We start from the raw sequence: 15,760 nt of genomic DNA, 5'->3' as shown, positions 1-15,760 counted from the left end.
CGTGCGTCGCGCCTGGCCGATCAAGGGTTCCGTCCTCGAACCCCGGACGGGCCGGGGTGCGCGCCCGCGCCCGTCCGGTCGACGGGTCCGCCCTCGCGCGCCGGGCGGGCCGGAGCGTCCGCGTCGCCCGACCGGCCGGCGGACGTCGAACAGGCCGGCGGCGCGGGGGAACCGCAAGGCGGGCGCGTCGTGTCCTAGACCGGGAGCCCGGGGGCGGCGCCGGGTGGCGGCGTTATCCTCGTGCGGGCCGCCGCACCGGGAGGAGCGCACCATGGACAAGCTCGGGTCCGACGACCCGCACCGCATCGGTGCGTACCGTCTCCTCGGCCGCCTCGGCGAGGGCGGCATGGGCCAGGTCTTCCTCGCCCGCTCCGACCGAGGCCGCACCGTCGCCCTCAAGCTCGTCCGCCAGGAGCTGGCCGAGCGGCCCGAGTTCCGGGCCCGTTTCCGCCAGGAGGTCCGTGCCGCGCACCGGGTCGGCGGTACGTGGACCGCACCGGTGCTGGACTCCGACACCGAGGCCCCCGTCCCCTGGGTCGCCACCGGTTACGTCGCCGGCCCCTCCCTCCAGCGCATCGTCTCGGGCCGCCCCGGCGCCCCGGTCACGGACTCGGGAGCGTACGGGCCGCTGCCCCTGCGTTCCGTACGGTTCCTGGGCTCCGGGCTCGCCCACGCCCTCCAGCACATCCACGGGGCCGGGCTCATACACCGGGACCTGAAGCCCTCCAACGTCCTGCTGACCATCGACGGGCCCCGGGTCATCGACTTCGGCATCGCTCGCGCCCTGGATTCCGTGCCCGACGGCGACCTGACCCGCACCGGCGCCCTGGTCGGCTCACCCGGCTTCATGGCCCCGGAGCAGGTACGCGGCGAGCGCGTGACCACCGCGTGCGACGTGTTCTGTCTCGGGTCCGTCCTCGCGTACGCCGCTTCGGGCCGGCTGCCGTTCGGTACGACGGAGAGCGGCGGGGTCCACGCCCTGATGTTCCGGATCGCCCAGGAGGACCCGGACCTGACCGGGATTCCGGAGGACCTGGCCGACGTCGTCCGGGACTGTCTGGCCAAGGAACCGGCGGCCCGCCCCGGCACCGGCGAGATCCTGGCCCGCCTGGGCGAGGCGGGGGCGGACGAACCTTGGCTGCCCGCCACCCTCATCGCCCAACTCGGCCGCCACGCCGTGGGGTTGCTCGACGCGGAGGACCCGGAGGAACCGGAGGGCTCGGAGGCCTCGGATGCCACGGCGGCCCCGGCGGCCCCGGCGGCCCCGGCGGCCCCGGCGGACCTACGCGGCCAGGAAGCCCCGCCCGGCCCCCGGCCCGCCCGGCATCCGCAGCATCCCCCCGCCCAACAGCACCCACAGCAGCCGCTGCACCCACAGCACCCGCAGGCCTTCCGGACGAGCCCGGAGCCACCGGAAAGCCCTGTACGGCCACCCGCCACCCCCATACCGCCGGGGCCCCACCCGTACGGGGGGCAGTACGCCCCGTACGGCGGCCCCGCCGCCCCGGCCCCCGGCCGTACCGCCGAACAGCCTTTCCCCCCTTCCTACTTCGCCCCCACCCCTCCCCCGCCCGCCCGGGAACGCCGCTCCGCCGGAGCCACCGTCGCGCTCATCGCCGTCGCCGTGGTCGTGGCGATCGGGGCGGGCGGATCGGTGTACGCGTTCATGAACGGCGGCACTCCGGGCAAGACCGCCTCCCCCGGCCCGTCGGGCTCCGCCGGCTCCGGTGACTCGGGCGGCCCGGGCGGCTCCGGCGGCTCCGGCGGTGGGGAGCAGGGCGGCGGCGGAGCCGTCCCGAAGGGCTTCCTGGGCACCTGGACCGGCTCCATACCCGGCGAACAGGGCCCCTCCTCAAGGAAGTTGACCATCCGGCAGGGCAAGGTGGGCGACGAGGTCCTCGTCCTCACCGCCGAGGGGCCCCTCGCCTCCGGATCCACCTACCACTGCGTGTTCACCGCCGCCCTCTCCAGCCCGCCGACCGGGGACGGCCCGGTCCGCATCGGCCCCTCCACGGTGTCCTCCGGCCGCCCGGCCTCCTCCTGCACGCCCGGGAAGCCCACCGAACTGACCCTGCTCCCGGGCGGGGACCTGCGCCGGTCGACGGCCGGGACGGGCGAGAGCCTGATCTACACCAAGTCCGACTGACAGGCTCCACGAGCCGGTGTGCCGGGCGGCTCCGCGTCCGCCCCGGGGGACGGTGTCCGCAGAGCCCGGGTGATCAGCGCCGCGCCGCCCAGCAGCACAAGGACCACCACCATGGCGTTCCGCAGCCCCACGTGGTCGGCCAGGAAGCCCAGCGAGGGCGGGCCGACCAAGAACGCCGCGTAGCCCGCCGTCGAGACCGCCGCGACCCGGGCCGAAGCGTTCCGCACGCCCTCGCCCGCCGCCGAGATCGTGACCGGGAAACCGAGCGAGGCTCCGAGGCCCCACAGCACCACCGCCGCCCCGGCGAGCAGCGCGTTCTCGGAGAAGACCACCAGGGCCACACCGGCCGCCGCCACCAGCGCGCTGGCCCGGACCACGGCCGCCGGGCCGTAGCGCACGAGCAGGGGCCCGCCCGTGAACCGGCCGGTCGTCATCGCGACGGCGAACAGCATGAACGTCAGCGAACCGGCCGTCGCACTCGTCCCGTGGCCGTCCACCATCAGCAGCGGCAGCCAGTCGTTGGCGGAACCCTCCGCGAAGGCCATGGCCAGCACGATCAGGCCGATCAGCACCAGCCGCCGGTCCCGCCAGACCTCCAGCTGCCCACGGATTCCGCCCGGCCGCCGCGCCCCGCCACCGGCCTCGGAGTCGGCGGCTCCGGTAGCTCCAGCGACTCCAGCAGCTCCGGCAGCTCCAGCGGCTCCAGCGGCTCCAGCGGCTCCAGCGGCTCCAGCGGCGGAGCCCACCGCGCCCTCGGGGTCCGCCGAGCTCTCGGGGTCCGGCCCCTCCTGCCCCGTGCCCGCCGGCACCGCCCGTACGGTCCACGCACCGGCCGCCGCGACGGCGACGGCGACCGCCGCCAGGTGCCAGCCGACCGGGAACCTGACCGCCGTCAGCCCCATCCCGAGCAGCGCGCCGACCACGGTCCCCAGGCTGAAGCAGCCGTGCAGCACCGGCAGCACCGGGCGGCCCAGGACCCGTTCGACGGCCGCGCCCTCGATGTTGAACGCCACCTCCGCCAGACCCATCCCGGCGCCGAACAGCGCGAGTCCGCAGAACACCCCGGCCGACACCTCCAGCGACGCACCCCCGGCGATCACCAGCAGCCCCGCCACGAGCAGCCCCGCCCCGACGGCCATCACCGGCCGCCCGCCGTGCCTGCGCACCAGCCCGCCGGAGACCAGCACCCCGGCCATCGACCCGACGGAGAGCCCGAACAGCACCAGGCCCATCGCTCCGGTCGTCACGTCCAGCGCGTCCCGGACAGCCGGGGTGCGGGCGACCCAGGACGCCATGCTCACCCCGGTGGCGAGCATGAAAAGGAAGAGCGCCGCGCGCCAGCGGCGGGTGGTGGCGTCCATGACGGGCGGGTTCTTCATGGGAGTCGGGCCTCGGCAGATCGACGGGTACGGGAGGAGAGGGCGAGCCCTGGGCGTACGGGTGTGCAGGCGTACGGGTCTACGGGCGTGCAGGCATACGGGTCTACGGGTGCGCAGACGTACGGGTGTGCAGGCGTACGAGCGTACGCCCAAGGCGTACGTTCGTACACTCCCTTCCCGGCCCCTCTCCCGGTCGCCCTCCCGGCCCCGCCTCCACCCCTCCCCCGCGCTCTATGCTGCGAGAAGGACCGAGCCCACCGAGGAGGCCCCGCGTGGCGACAGGGCGCACCGACCCCGAACGACGGGACCGCATCATCGACGCCGCGCTGGACCTCATCGTCGACGAGGGCGTCGCGGGTGTCTCGCACCGCAAGGTCGCCGCCCGCGCTGGCGTGCCGCTCGGCTCGATGACGTACCACTTCTCCGGCATGGACGAGCTGCTGCACGAGGCGTTCACCCGGTTCTCCGGCACGATCGTCGCCGTCTTCGAGGACCGCCTCGGCGCCGCGAGCACCCCCGACGAGGCGCGCGAGGCCGTCGCCGATCTCGTCCACCACCTCTCCGGCGGCAACCAGCGCGAGCTCATCCTCACCCATGAGCTCTACACCCTCGCCGCGCGCAGGCCCGCCTACCGCGAGCTCACCCGCACCTGGATGGGCCGCAGTCGCCGCGCCCTGGAATGGCACTTCGACCCGGCCACCGCCCGTCAGCTCGATGCGCTCATCGAAGGACTGTCGATCCACCGCGCCCTGGAGACCGAGCCCCACGAGCGCGCCCTGACGGTCGAGGCGATCGCGCGGATCACGGCGTCGGCCCCGGCGACCCGGACAGCTGCGGCACCCTGATGGGCATGCGCCACCGACCCTGACTCATCCGCCCCTCTTTACTTGCACTTACAATCACCGCACCTCGGTCGCCGGCGCCCCGCAGGAAGCTCGACCACGGCGTCACCCTCACGTCACCCCCTTCAGATAATTGCATGGGCATGTACCTTGGTAGGCATCGCAGTCGAGAAGGGGAGCCGTTCCATGACGATCCACAAGCAGCCGCGCGCCGCCTCCGACCAGACCATGTGGGAGGCCGTTCTCGGTCTGCACGCCTTCGTGGAACGTCAGCTCGCGCACACCCTGCAGCGCCGCTTCGGCGTCGGCCTCTCCGAGTACCGCGCCCTGGAGGTTCTCGCCCAGGCCGAGAACAGCGAACGCCGCATGCAGGAGCTCGCGGACCGCATCGGGCTGGGCCAGAGCTCCGTGACCCGCCTGGTGGGGCGGCTGGAGAGCGCCGGCTACGCGTACAAGGACACCTGCGCCGACGACAAGCGCGGCGTCTACGCCGTCATCACCGACGCGGGCCGCAAGCACTACCAGGACGCCCGCGCCACCTACGCCGAAGTCCTCAGCTCGGCCCTCAACACCGCGAGCTCCGACGACCAGCTCGCCCGCGCGGTGCAGGCGCTGCGCAGCGCCGCCTGACACGACCACGACTGACGGCGGGACGCGTCCGGGCGGACCGGGCCTCCCGCCGCTCTTTGCATGTTCGGGGTTCCTTTCCAGGACCCGGGTCCCCTGCGACCACACCCCCGGGACCCTCCTACCTGGCTACGCTGACCACCAGGGGCCCGCCGCCGACAGCTTCGCCAACGCCCGACGTGTGCACGGCAGCACGGTGAAACTTCCGGTGTGGCACCGCGACCAGGACCTCCCCGCACAGGCACCCGGCGCTCGGAGCTCGGCGTCCAGGACGCGAGCGCCGGAGCGGGGCGTTCACTCGTGCGGGGGTATCTGGACGAGGTCCGGGCCCGAAGCTCGGGGTCCGGGTCGCGGGTGTCGGGACGCGAGGTCCGGGCTTCGAGCCTCCTCTGTAACCGGTAGGAAAAAGAGGGAGGTTGGGGAAACCTCCCCACCCTCCCGACCCCGTCACGGCCAGCAAGTATGACTAATCGTGACAGCTTGCGGCGCGCCGTCGCGACTGCTTACGGTGCGAGAACCAAACGACCCCGGCACGGTGTTTACGCACCAGGCCGGGGTCTCACCACAAGATCCCAACCCAGAAAGCCGATCTCATGGCTACCCAGCACATTAGCCCTGCCCCGCACGCCCCCGCATCCTCGCCCCCGTACCCGATGGCGACGCCCGGTTACGGCAAGCGGTCCGCTCCCGGGCAACTCCCGCGACGCACCGATGACTTCGCCTTACTGCCGACCCGCGAGCGGTACGTCGCCGGGTTCGTCGACCACCTCCCCGAGGGCGCGGCCATGAGCGTCAAGACCCTCGCCAAGCAACTCCCCCTCTACGGGCAGCAGGCCATCTCCACCGCCCTGACCGCCCTCTCCGTCGCCGGGCACCTGCGGCGCGTACGGTGCGCGGTCGGCCAGGGCGAGACGACCCGCTGGGCCTTCCGCACCTTCTGGTCCCGCACCGCCCGCGACAACGAGTGGTGGAACACCTACCTCGCCGCCGAGAGCGCCCGGGACACCGCCCCCGCACCGGACGTCACGGCCTCCTCCGCCGCCGCCCCTCCGCCTCCCTGGGCCCCGGCCGAGAACCCGCCGCCGCCCTCACCCCCGGAGGCGGCCCCGGCGGAGAACCCGCCCCCGCCCTCACTGCCGGAGGCTCCCCGAGGCGAACCCGCCCGGCAGGCCCCGCAGTTCCCTCGCACGGACGCCGCCCCGGAGCCCGCAGAGGACACAGAACCCGCGAAGCCCTCGGCCCTCGTCCCCGTACCGCACCAGCGCACCCCGGCCGGCCTCTCGGACAGGGCGCCCGCGCCGGGCCCGGCCCGGGGCACCGCTCCGGCGGCCACTCCGACACCGGGGCCGACCGCGTCCCACTCCCCCGCCTACCTCGCCCTCGCCCGGCTCGGCCGCGCGGACCACCGCCTGGGCCTCTCCGCCGACGACTGCGCAGCCCTGGAGGCCCAGGCGGCCGAATGGCTCGCCCGGGGCGTCGACGCCGACTACCTGACCGCCGCCCTCACCGCAGGGCTCCCCGCGCACGTCGACTCCCCGGTCGGCTTCGTCCGCCGCCGCCTCACCGACAAGATCCCGCCCCGGCTGCCTGCCGAGCCCGCCGCACCCGGCACCCCCACCCGCCGCATCCTGGTGGAATGCGCGGAATGCGGTGCCCCCGGCCGCCCCGAAGCCCTCCCCGACGGCCTCTGCCGCCCCTGCCGCACCGCCCACACCTCCAGCACCGCCGAAGAGCCCGTCGACACCGGCCAGGTTCCCCACGCTCCCGACATCGGTGCCTACATCGCCGGACTCCGCGATCTCCTCAAGGCACCTTGACGCTGCCCTTGTTGTCCGACGTCTCCGACGTCCAGCGAGCCCTCTCAGTGCAGACTGATGGCATCCTGCTGTTCCAGCCACTTTGAAATCACTTGCTTTGTCTCCTCCGGCATCTCCTCCTGAATCCAGTGACCGCAGTCCAGGCCGACCACTTCCACATCGGGCACGAACTCTGTCAGGGACTCGGACCTCGGGACCGCCAAGTCCCGGTCGCCGTAGATCATGAGGGCGGGCTGCTTGATGATCGGGTCCACGTCCGCCAGCAGGTGCCAGTTACGGTCGAGGTTCCGGTACCAGTTGATGCCGCCTGTGAATCCCGACGTTTCGAACCCGGAGATGTAGACGGCCAGGTCGCTGTCGCTCATGACAGGGTCACCGAGCGGCGCTTCCGCCAGGGCGAGGTTGATAAACGCCATGCCCGGCTCAGGGGGTGCCGGAGGCACGCTCTTCCGATAAAGGTTGCGGATGAACTGGCGTGTGTTCGCATCGAACACGGCGTCCGCAATGCCCGGCTGCCGATTGAAGTGGACGAAGTAGAAGTCGCCGCCGAGGAACTGTTCCATGACCTCGACCCACGGCGTTTCACCGCGCACCTGGTAAGGCAAGGACAGGTTGATCACCTTGTTCACACGGTCGGGGTGCAGCAGGGCCAGCGACCAGACGACGAACGCACCCCAGTCATGGCCGACGAAGGTGGCGTCGTCGTATCCGTAGTGGTCAAGGAGCGCGACGAGGTCGCCCGACAGGTGCTCGATGTCGTATTCCGTCACTTCGGCCGGGCAGGATGAGTTACCGAAACCCCGCTGGTTCGGTGCGATGACGTGGTAGCCGGATTCGACGAGGGCGGGCATCAGGTGACGCCAGGAGTACGCGAGCTCAGGCCAGCCGTGGCAGAGCACGATGGGCTTTCCCTTGTTTTCTCGTCCCGTTTCGAAGACTTCGAGTTCCACGCCGTTGACCGAAATTATGGCGGGCTCCGGGAAATCGTTAGAATTGATCATCGTGCTTCCCTGTTGCTTTCGGGGTGATGGGGATGAGGCGAAGTTCCCTCACTGAGACGCGAAACGCGTCGACCGAGTGGTCGATCACGACGGCCGCTCGGACCGTGCCATCGAGGCCACCATCCGCTCCAGGCGGGCCAGCCGCGTCTTCTCGGTACGGGCGGTGACCAGACCGAAGTACAACGCGAACTGGTCGGTCTTGCCGAGCGTGTCGTAGAACGCCCGCGCTGCCGGGTTCGCATCGAGGGCTTCGACGAGATCCGGTGGTGCGGTGGCGTTCTTCGGCGAGGCGTATGCCCTCGCCAGGCGGCCGTCTGCCCGCGCCGCCTCGACCTCGGCAAGGCCGCGGGGGCGCATCCGGCCCGCCGCGATCAGCGCCTCGGCCTTGTCGACGTTCACCTGCGACCAGGCGGAGCGGGGCCTGCGGGGTGTCGTGCGCTGCAGAAAGTACGAGTCGTCGAAGCCCCGCCGCTGACCGTCGATCCAGCCGAAGCAGAGCACCGTGTCGACCAACTCTTCCCAAGTGAGCGACGGGATGCCGGTGTGCTTCTTGGCGATCTTCACCCAGAGCGCGGTCCGTTCCCTGTGATGCATGTCGAGCCAGGCCTCCAGGTGGGCCGGGCTCGCGGGGACAAGGATCTCGACGCCGTCCTCGTATTTCTGCATAAACCGCAGACTAGAGGCCCTATAGGACAGACGATGACCTACTTGGGCAGCCCACTCAGGCGACCCGGCCGGCTTCGGCGGCCAGGCCGATCCAGCAGCGCCTCGCCGATCCGACCGGTACGCCGCAGGCGCCCGTGGCCCCCTCGTGAAGGGGCGGCGGGCGCCTGCGGCGTACGGCGGAGGGGGGGGAGCTTCAGACCTGGAGCGCGCCGGGGCAGTCCGCGACCGGCTCGGGGCGGGGGGCGGCGACCGCCTCGGGCTTCGTGCGGTCGGCGAGCTTGAGCCAGATGACCCCGACGATGATGACGGCCAGCCAGACGCCCTTGGCCAGGGTGAGGGTCTCGTCGAAGAAGAGCGGGCCGAGCACTGCGGCGCCGACCGCGCCGATCCCCGCCCAGACGGCATAGCCGATGCTCACGTCGATCGTCCGGAGGGCGAGGCTCAGCGCGTACAGGGTCAGCAGGAAGAACACCACCGCGACCAGGGACCAGGTCAGGACGGTGAAGCCTTCGCTGCCGCCGACGGCGAGCGCGTACCCGATCTCGAAGACTCCGGCGAGGAGGAGCGAGAGCCAGGCGTTGGTGGAGTTCTTGGCTGCGTTGGACATGGGAGGTGGGTCCTCTCTCAGGGATGCCGTCAGGGGGACGCGCGAGGCGCGATGGGGGCGGGACGTGCGGACGTGCGGACGAGCGGACGAGCGGACGAGCGGACGAGCGGGTTGCGCAAGGTCGGGAGTAGTCACCCTCAAGGGCTGAGGGGCTCAGCGGCTCAGAAGCTTCGGGGCTTCGGGGCTCCGAAAGCTCAGGCGGAGCCGCTCAGTTGCAGGCCGACGACCCCACCGATGACGAGGAGGATGCCGATCGCCTTGTTCGCGTTCAGGCGCTGACCGAAGAACAGCGCGCCGAGGACGGTGATGCCGACGCCCGCGACGGACGTCCACAGGGCGTAGCCGACGCCGACGTCGAAGGTCAGCAGCGCCTTGCTGAGGAAGAAGGTCGCGGCTGCGCCGCTGGCCAGAGTGATGCCGGTCCACTTGCGGTTCTTGAAGCCCTCGGCCTTTCCGGCGGCGATGGCGACCAGGATTTCGAAGGCGACGGCGATGGCGAGATGGAGCCAGTGCATGAGAGGTCCTTCCGTACGGTGAACGGGCGGGATGAACAGGGAATGGGGGGACAGGGAATGGGGGGACAGGGAAACGGGGCGAGCAGGGCGAGCGGGGCGAGCCGACAGTCCGGCTGCCAGCGCGGGGAGGTGCTCAGAGCGAGGGCGCTTGTGTGATCGCCGCCCACCCATCAGCAGTTCGCCCTCCCGAGTTGCCGCGCACTGGCCTTCTCCTTGCTATTTGCCTGCACATGCAAGCGATTGACTGCCGCAGTGCCCCGTTGGCGGTTTGCCCTGCGGAACCAAATCTTGCATGTGCAAGTAACTACTGTCAACCACGAGCGTGCGCACTGGCGTTGCCCTCACGCCCGCCGACGGCGACACCCCGGGCCAGTGCGCGATCACGCGCCCCCGTGCCGCTCAAACCCTTGCGGGAGCGCTCCCGCACCTGAAGGATCCCCGCATGACTCCTCCGTCGCCCGTGCTGCGTCCGTACCGACCCGAGGACCGCGAGGCCCTCTTCGACATCTGCGTACGCACGGGGCACGAGGGCGGGGACGCCCGTCACCTCTACCCGGACCCCGCCCTGCTGCCGAACATCTTCGCCGCGCCCTACGCCGTCCTGGAGCCCGGGCTGACGTTCGTGGTCGAGGACGGCGGGCGCGCGGTCGGCTACATCCTCGGTACGGCGGACACCGCGTCCTTCGTCGACCGCTACCGCGCCGAATGGCTTCCCGGCCTCGCGGAGCGCTACCCGGCCCCCGTACGCGAACCCGCTTCCCCCACCGAGCGGATGACCGCCCTGATGCACGACCCCGAGCGCATGATCGTGCCGGAGCTGGCCGACTATCCGGCCCACCTGCACATCGACCTGCTCCCGACCCACCAGCGGTCCGGGCACGGGCGACGGCTCATGGAGGCCTTCCTCGCCGCGCTGGACGAACAGGGCGTCAAGGCCGTTCACTTGGCCATGCTGACCGCCAACACCCGGGCCCGCGCCTTCTACGACCGCCTCGGCTTCCACGAGATCGCGGTTCCGGACGCGGGCCCCGTGACGTATCTGGGCCGCTCAACTCAGTAACGCGTATGCCGCGTTGAACAGGATCAGCGTGTGCACGAACCGCCCCGGCCGCGTGGGCGGGTACCGCCACATTAGCGGCCAGGTGTCACCACCGAGCGCCGGTACGGGGACGTAACTGATGCGGCCCGTCGCCGCGTTGAGCTGCGTCACCGCACGCGGCCACGGCCGCCCGGCCGTCGAGCCCGCCGGGACGAGGAAGTACACCCCGCGCCGGCCGTTCGACTCGGTGACGACGGGTCCCGGCTCGCCGCCGACCAACTCCTCCATCAGGTCGGCCAGCCGCCGCCCGTCGTCGCCGTCCACGCGGACGGCGTCGAATTGCACGCCCGCCTTGCGAAGGTGAAATCCGGACTCCGGAATCCACTCGGACCTCAGCCCGTCATTAAGTGCGTTCACGAGACGATTGTGACCCCGATCACCTAGCGTTCTCCGTACCTGCCGAGGTGCGTCGTACAGCCGTTGACCTGCTCGAACTTCTCTGAAGTGGGGTGGATTTCAACGACTTCGAGTAATGACCGGTTGAGTTCGGTTGAGTCGAAAAGAGATCGCGTAATGGCCAGTGCTGAGAACAAGCAGACCGCGAGCCCGATGGCCCTCATGGTCGCCGAAGTGGCCCGCACACTGCGTATCCAGCGGGGGTGGACACAGGAACAGCTCGGCCATGAGATTGGCTACTCGGCAGCGGCCGTGAGCGCCATGGAGACGTGCGCACAGCCCGCGAGCGACGCGATGCTGGTGGAGCTCGAACGCGTACTCGGCAACGGGACCGGCGTGTTCGAGACCGCGCGGCGGTTCATGCGGATGGAGAAGTACCCGCGCCAGTTCCAGGATTACGCCTTGCTGGAGCAGGGAGCGGTCAGCCTCCAGCTGTTCGCGACGAACGTCATCCACGGGCTGTTCCAGACGGAGGCGTACGCGCGAGCGCTGATCGGCGGCGGCTACCCGCCGCTCTCCGACCAGCGGGTGGAGGAGCTGGTCCAGCTGCGGATGGAGCGCAAGGCCCTCTTCGACCGCGATCCGCTCCCGATGATCGAGATCATCATCGACGAGGCCGTCCTGCGCCGGACCATCGGCAGCGAGGAGGTCATGCGGGAGCAGTTGCTCCATCTCGTGGAGTGCGCCCGCCGCCGCAATGTCACGCTTCTGGTGCTGCCGCTGGACGCCGGGAAGTACGGGGAGTACGCAGGAGCCCGTGGCGAGATGAACTTGGTGGAGACTCCGGCGCACGAGCATCTCGTCTATCTGGAGCCGCAGGACGAGAGCCTGCTGATCAGTGACCCGGCAAAGGTGAGCACGTACGCTCAGCGCTATGCGAAGATCCGGTCACAGGCCCTGGGTCCTCGTGAATCGCTGGACCTCATCAAGCGGTTGGCAGGAGTAGCGGAATGAGCAGCACCCTCCGATGGTTCACGTCGAGCTACAGCAGCGACAGCGGCGGCAACTGCATCGAGGTCGCCTTCGCCTGGCACACGTCCTCCTACAGCAGCTCCAGCGGTGGCGACTGCGTCGAGGTGGCCGCCTGCCCCCACGCCGTCCACGTCCGTGACTCGAAGGTGCCCGACGGGCCCGCCTTCGCCGTCGCCCCGGACGCCTGGTCCGCGTTCCTCGGCTGGACGGGCTGACAGCCCGGCCCCATCGTCACGGCGGCCTGCCTCCTGGCGCGCGTCACCACGACGCCAGGAGGCAGGCCGATTACGGAAGGCGCGACTCCGTCAGGGAGCCAGCTTCACGGAGTTGATCGGCGTGAAGTCGTAGTCGTAGTACGTGCCGGCCGCCTGGTTGCCCCCGCAGCCAGTGCCGTTGGAGCCCGTGCACCGGTAGGCCTTGGCTCCGCCGGTCTGGTTGTTGAACCAGCGCTTCATGCCGTACTGGTCGTAGATCCTGTGGACCCCGTACGAGTAGAACGCGTGGCTCGGCCTGTCGCCGTTCCAGCTCGCGTTCGGATACAGGCAGACGGCCCCGGACGGGCAGCCGTGGATCGTGGCTGCCGACTCCACCGCGGTGGCCGATCCGCCCAACGTGAGCACGGCGCCGGTGGCGAGCGCCGTGGCGGTCATCGCTGTCCTCTTGATGGTCCTCCGAAACTGACGCATGCGCGTTTTCCCCCATCTGGTCGGTCTTGGGTCCTTCATCGCTCCTTTGGGAGCTTCTCCAACGATGATGAAGAGGCCCGTGAATACGGGTCCAAGGGTTTTCATCGCACGGCAAACGGACGTGTTCATTCGGGGGATCCATGGAACTCCGTATCCATTTCACCGCAGACGACCTGACACGCATCACGGTGGCTCCCCGCCCCGACCCCATGTGGGAGCTGGTCAACAGCCTCCACGCACTCCAGGCCCCCCGGGCCACCCCCGAACACGCGCCATGGCTGGCGCACGTCCGCAGACGGCTGGCCAGGAGCGACCTGAGAGAGCCGATCCGCCTGCTCACCACGCTGGTGCCGGCCCGGGGCAAGTTCCCCGACTTCCTGACGCCACCCCACCGAGGCGGAATGGAGGTCGCCCGTGACCTGATTCTCGCCACACCGACGGACCGTGTGCGCGCCGAACTGGCCGCGTGCTGCTCGCAGCGGACGCCGTCCGACGGGCTCCGGCGGCTCGCCGAAGGCGACCGCGCCGCCCGGCAGGAGCTCGACGCCGCCCTCGCCGTCTACTTCCGCGAACTCCTCCTCCCGCAGCGGCAGCTGATCGACGACATGGTGCACAGCGACCGCGCGTACCGCAGCCGGGATCTGCTGGAAGGGGGCGCCGAACGGCTGCTGAGCACGCTGTCTCCCGCCATCCGCTGGGAGCCGCCGACGCTGGTCGCCGACTATCCACGCGACGGCGACCTCCACCTGCGCGGTCGCGGTATCTCGCTCATCCCGTCCTTCTTCTGCACGGGGCGTGCCATCACGCTCATCGACCCCGGCCTGCCACCGGTTCTGGTCTACCCCGCGAACCGTCGCTCCGGCAGTACGGAGACTCACGACGGCCTGCCCGAACTGCTCGGCCGCACCCGGGCCATGGCCTTGTGCGCTCTGGCCTCGCCCTGCTCGACGGGCGAACTGGCCCTGCGGATCGGCGTGTCGATCGCGAGCGCGAGCAAGCACGCGTCGGTGCTGCGCAACGCGAGGCTCATCACCAGTACGCGCAGGGGATGCGAAGTGGTGCACGCCCTGACCCCGCTCGGGCGTGAGGTGGCGCAGGGGCGGCGGCGCGGCTCGTCGTACGGCGGTGGGTGACGCCGCCTCCCGACCACGCGAGGACCGATCCGGCCGCACGGCCGACCGCACGCCGCTCGACCTACCGCTGCACGCCCGCCGCTCGGCCTACCGCCCGCCGAGGACACCTCTAGGCGGCGGCCAGGTCCCGGGACCTCAGCGCCAGCCACAGGTCGTAGCGGGCGCTCGGAGGCCGGAGCAGCGAGCGCTGGAGGGCCGTTTCCAGCCGGGTGAGGCGCTTGCGGGCGCCGGGCACGCTGATGCCCAGCTCGACGGCGGCCGGCCCCAGGCGGCCCTCGCAGCGCAGCCAGGTGCGCAGGGTCTCCTCGGAGCCGAGGACGGGGGCCAGTTGCTGGTCGGCCCAGTCCCGTACGGCAGGGCGGCGCAGGATCTCGTCGAGTCCCCGCGCCGCCTCTCGCGTACCGGATCCGGAGGGGGCGTACGGGGCGGGCTCGGGGGCGCACGCCGGGGCGGGGGCGGCGCGGACGCGCAGCGCCAGGTCGAGGGCGGCCTGGTCGGCCAGCCGGTGCAGGTCGAGGGCGAGCAGCTCGCCGATGAGCCGCAGCCGGGCGGCCAGGGTGTTGCGGTGGACCTTGAGGTGGTCGGTCGCGTGCGACGAGAACGCCAGCCAGGAGCCGGCCGTGGCCACCAGCTCCTGGGCGCCGGGGTCCTGCGCGCGGCGCGGGACATGGGTCAGGAGCGGGGTCAGCAGGTCGTTCGCCCACTGCCGTCCGGCCGGTCCGACGACGAGTGCGGGGTCCGGTGAGACGCCGAACCGGGCGTGCCGGGACGGCAGTTCGCGGGCGACGGCCAGGGCGTGGAAGGCCTGGCGGTAGCCGGTCGCGGTGTCGGCCAGCGGCACGGCTTCGCTGACGCCCACGACGCAGTCGCCGACCCGGGCGGCGACGGTCTCGTCGGTCGGGGCGGCAGCCGGCTCCGCCTCCCCCGGCTCCCGGGCGGGCATCACCAGGATGAGATGGCGGGCGTAGACCGGGCAGCGCACGATCCAGGACCGGCCGCCGTCCGCGTCCGCGCAGACCCGGGCCACCTCGTCGCGGCCGTCGCCCGAGCACTCCACGACACACACCCGTACCGGATCGGGCAGCCGGGGGCGCAGCGCGCCGGCGACCTGCTGGGCGATGGAGAGCTGGCCCGTCATCAGCAGGTGCAGCACCGCCTCGCGGCCACGGAACTCGGCGATGTCCACCCGGCGGCGTCTGCGCTCCAGGGTCTCGGCCTGCCGGCACACGGACAACGGCAGGACCACATCGGCGAGCAGCGTGGCGAGCCCGGCGGCCACGGGCCGGGGGGTGACGACGGCGAGCACGGGGGCGGTGCGGTCGTCGGCGCTCAGGGGGAACAGCAGGGCGGTGTGCCCGCCGGTGTCGAGGGAGTACGCCCGGGCCCCGCGCTCGACGAGGGCCCTCGCGCCCTCGGCGACGAGCCCCGCGACGTCGGGGACCACCGTCCGCGCGGTACGGGCCGCCGCGTGCAGCACCGTCCCGTCCGGGCCGACGAGCCCGGCCCAGCCCCCGGCCCGTCCGGCCAGCCAGCGCAGCAGCTCGGCGGTTCCGCCCGTGCGGGCCAGCCGGTGCATCAGCAGAAGGTCGTCCGCGCGCTCCCGTGCTCGCACCTGTCTCCCCGTTCCCGCCCCGGACACGGCCGTAGCGCCGGTGGACCGCCCCGCACGAGTGACTGTGCGGACCGATACCCCCGGGGCCGCCCCACTGGGCGCATTGAATCTCCCGTCTCCCTACCCTGCGTTCTATCGTCCGAACGTGTTCCAGTCCGTCGGGGGACGGCTGTGGAACAGAGGGACGCGGGACACGGGGGAACGGGGCGGCAGCGGCTCACGGGGGTGGTCGCTGTCGTCGGTTCCCGCCCCTTCCCGCCCT

16 protein-coding genes are annotated in these 15,760 nt (G+C 71.6%); 8 read left to right on the top strand and 8 right to left on the bottom strand.

Annotated features, from left to right (window positions below):
• The first annotated feature begins 271 nt into the window (after positions 1–271).
• Positions 272–2,146 carry a serine/threonine-protein kinase gene (locus PSQ21_RS18905; protein WP_274031755.1) on the top strand — a complete coding sequence of 625 codons (1,875 nt, stop codon included), beginning with the start codon at positions 272–274 and terminating at the stop codon, positions 2,144–2,146.
• On the opposite strand, the gene PSQ21_RS18900 is transcribed toward PSQ21_RS18905, so the two are convergent.
• A complete protein-coding gene (locus PSQ21_RS18900) occupies positions 2,128–3,525 on the bottom strand; it encodes an MFS transporter (RefSeq protein WP_274031754.1) in 1,398 nt (465 codons plus the stop codon). The two genes, PSQ21_RS18905 and PSQ21_RS18900, sit on opposite strands and share 19 nt — an antisense overlap.
• Before the next feature lie 272 nt (positions 3,526–3,797).
• Between PSQ21_RS18900 and PSQ21_RS18895 the strand changes: the two genes are divergently transcribed.
• The 3 genes from PSQ21_RS18895 to PSQ21_RS18885 all read left to right on the top strand — a co-directional run bounded on the left by PSQ21_RS18895 (position 3,798) and on the right by PSQ21_RS18885 (position 6,811).
• Positions 3,798–4,370, top strand: coding sequence for a TetR/AcrR family transcriptional regulator (locus tag PSQ21_RS18895; protein ID WP_274031753.1), 573 nt, complete (start codon positions 3,798–3,800; stop codon positions 4,368–4,370).
• Between the two features lie 183 nt (positions 4,371–4,553).
• Positions 4,554–4,997 (top strand): MarR family winged helix-turn-helix transcriptional regulator, encoded by a 444-nt coding sequence (locus PSQ21_RS18890; protein ID WP_274031751.1) that lies wholly within the window; start codon positions 4,554–4,556, stop codon positions 4,995–4,997.
• Positions 4,998–5,587: 590 nt separating this feature from the next.
• Positions 5,588–6,811 (top strand): MarR family transcriptional regulator, encoded by a 1,224-nt coding sequence (locus tag PSQ21_RS18885; RefSeq protein WP_274031750.1) that lies wholly within the window; start codon positions 5,588–5,590, stop codon positions 6,809–6,811.
• Positions 6,812–6,855: 44 nt separating this feature from the next.
• Here PSQ21_RS18885 and PSQ21_RS18880 read toward each other — a convergent pair whose 3' ends face one another.
• The 4 genes from PSQ21_RS18880 to PSQ21_RS18865 all read right to left on the bottom strand — a co-directional run bounded on the left by PSQ21_RS18880 (position 6,856) and on the right by PSQ21_RS18865 (position 9,600).
• Positions 6,856–7,812, bottom strand: a complete 957-nt coding sequence (locus PSQ21_RS18880; RefSeq protein WP_274031749.1) for an alpha/beta fold hydrolase — start codon at positions 7,810–7,812, stop codon at positions 6,856–6,858.
• Between the two features lie 84 nt (positions 7,813–7,896).
• Positions 7,897–8,478 (bottom strand): YdeI/OmpD-associated family protein, encoded by a 582-nt coding sequence (locus PSQ21_RS18875; protein WP_274031748.1) that lies wholly within the window; start codon positions 8,476–8,478, stop codon positions 7,897–7,899.
• A gap of 193 nt (positions 8,479–8,671) precedes the next feature.
• Positions 8,672–9,085, bottom strand: coding sequence for a DMT family transporter (locus tag PSQ21_RS18870; protein WP_274031745.1), 414 nt, complete (start codon positions 9,083–9,085; stop codon positions 8,672–8,674).
• 194 nt (positions 9,086–9,279) lie between these two features.
• Complete coding sequence (locus PSQ21_RS18865; protein ID WP_274031743.1) at positions 9,280–9,600, bottom strand: DMT family transporter; 321 nt, start codon at positions 9,598–9,600, stop codon at positions 9,280–9,282.
• A 442-nt stretch (positions 9,601–10,042) separates the two neighbouring features.
• Here PSQ21_RS18865 and PSQ21_RS18860 point away from each other — a divergent pair, with 442 nt between their 5' ends.
• Positions 10,043–10,660: a GNAT family N-acetyltransferase gene (locus tag PSQ21_RS18860; RefSeq protein WP_274031742.1), complete on the top strand. Its 618-nt coding sequence runs from the start codon at positions 10,043–10,045 to the stop codon at positions 10,658–10,660.
• On the opposite strand, the gene PSQ21_RS18855 is transcribed toward PSQ21_RS18860, so the two are convergent.
• Entirely contained in the window at positions 10,649–11,056 is a 408-nt protein-coding gene (locus PSQ21_RS18855) for a hypothetical protein (protein WP_274031741.1), read from the bottom strand. The two genes, PSQ21_RS18860 and PSQ21_RS18855, sit on opposite strands and share 12 nt — an antisense overlap.
• Positions 11,057–11,212: 156 nt before the next feature.
• Between PSQ21_RS18855 and PSQ21_RS18850 the strand changes: the two genes are divergently transcribed.
• Positions 11,213–12,049, top strand: coding sequence for a helix-turn-helix domain-containing protein (locus PSQ21_RS18850; protein WP_274031740.1), 837 nt, complete (start codon positions 11,213–11,215; stop codon positions 12,047–12,049).
• The gene (locus tag PSQ21_RS18845; RefSeq protein ID WP_274031739.1) at positions 12,046–12,282 is read left to right on the top strand and encodes a DUF397 domain-containing protein; all 237 of its coding nucleotides are present in this window, start codon (positions 12,046–12,048) and stop codon (positions 12,280–12,282) included. Before PSQ21_RS18850 ends, PSQ21_RS18845 begins: the two co-directional genes overlap by 4 nt.
• A 90-nt stretch (positions 12,283–12,372) precedes the next feature.
• Here the strand turns inward: PSQ21_RS18845 and PSQ21_RS18840 are convergent, their stop codons facing one another.
• Positions 12,373–12,717 carry a hypothetical protein gene (locus PSQ21_RS18840; protein ID WP_274031738.1) on the bottom strand — a complete coding sequence of 115 codons (345 nt, stop codon included), beginning with the start codon at positions 12,715–12,717 and terminating at the stop codon, positions 12,373–12,375.
• A 176-nt stretch (positions 12,718–12,893) separates the two neighbouring features.
• On the opposite strand from PSQ21_RS18840, the gene PSQ21_RS18835 reads away from it, so the two are divergent.
• On the top strand, positions 12,894–13,886 hold the full coding sequence (locus tag PSQ21_RS18835; RefSeq protein ID WP_274031737.1) for an ArsR/SmtB family transcription factor: 993 nt from the start codon (positions 12,894–12,896) through the stop codon (positions 13,884–13,886).
• Positions 13,887–13,995: 109 nt separating this feature from the next.
• Here the strand turns inward: PSQ21_RS18835 and PSQ21_RS18830 are convergent, their stop codons facing one another.
• On the bottom strand, positions 13,996–15,462 hold the full coding sequence (locus tag PSQ21_RS18830; protein ID WP_274035826.1) for a helix-turn-helix domain-containing protein: 1,467 nt from the start codon (positions 15,460–15,462) through the stop codon (positions 13,996–13,998).
• Between the last annotated feature and the right edge of the window lie 298 nt (positions 15,463–15,760).

It is taken from the genome of Streptomyces sp. MMBL 11-1, assembly GCF_028622875.1.
In the GTDB taxonomy this organism is placed as follows: Bacteria; Actinomycetota; Actinomycetes; order Streptomycetales; family Streptomycetaceae; genus Streptomyces.
The sequence above is the reverse complement of the archived record's forward strand: the minus strand, read 5'-3'. Positions and strand labels throughout refer to the sequence as shown.

Coding starts and splice junctions, on each gene's coding strand:
- PSQ21_RS18905 (WP_274031755.1), top strand. CDS start 272: ATGGACAAGCTCGGGTCCGACGACCCGCACCGCATCGGTGCGTACCGT.
- PSQ21_RS18900 (WP_274031754.1), bottom strand. CDS start 3,525: ATGAAGAACCCGCCCGTCATGGACGCCACCACCCGCCGCTGGCGCGCG.
- PSQ21_RS18890 (WP_274031751.1), top strand. CDS start 4,554: ATGACGATCCACAAGCAGCCGCGCGCCGCCTCCGACCAGACCATGTGG.
- PSQ21_RS18885 (WP_274031750.1), top strand. CDS start 5,588: ATGGCTACCCAGCACATTAGCCCTGCCCCGCACGCCCCCGCATCCTCG.
- PSQ21_RS18880 (WP_274031749.1), bottom strand. CDS start 7,812: ATGATCAATTCTAACGATTTCCCGGAGCCCGCCATAATTTCGGTCAAC.
- PSQ21_RS18875 (WP_274031748.1), bottom strand. CDS start 8,478: ATGCAGAAATACGAGGACGGCGTCGAGATCCTTGTCCCCGCGAGCCCG.
- PSQ21_RS18870 (WP_274031745.1), bottom strand. CDS start 9,085: ATGTCCAACGCAGCCAAGAACTCCACCAACGCCTGGCTCTCGCTCCTC.
- PSQ21_RS18865 (WP_274031743.1), bottom strand. CDS start 9,600: ATGCACTGGCTCCATCTCGCCATCGCCGTCGCCTTCGAAATCCTGGTC.
- PSQ21_RS18860 (WP_274031742.1), top strand. CDS start 10,043: ATGACTCCTCCGTCGCCCGTGCTGCGTCCGTACCGACCCGAGGACCGC.
- PSQ21_RS18850 (WP_274031740.1), top strand. CDS start 11,213: ATGGCCAGTGCTGAGAACAAGCAGACCGCGAGCCCGATGGCCCTCATG.
- PSQ21_RS18845 (WP_274031739.1), top strand. CDS start 12,046: ATGAGCAGCACCCTCCGATGGTTCACGTCGAGCTACAGCAGCGACAGC.
- PSQ21_RS18840 (WP_274031738.1), bottom strand. CDS start 12,717: ATGACCGCCACGGCGCTCGCCACCGGCGCCGTGCTCACGTTGGGCGGA.
- PSQ21_RS18835 (WP_274031737.1), top strand. CDS start 12,894: ATGGAACTCCGTATCCATTTCACCGCAGACGACCTGACACGCATCACG.
- PSQ21_RS18830 (WP_274035826.1), bottom strand. CDS start 15,462: ATGCACCGGCTGGCCCGCACGGGCGGAACCGCCGAGCTGCTGCGCTGG.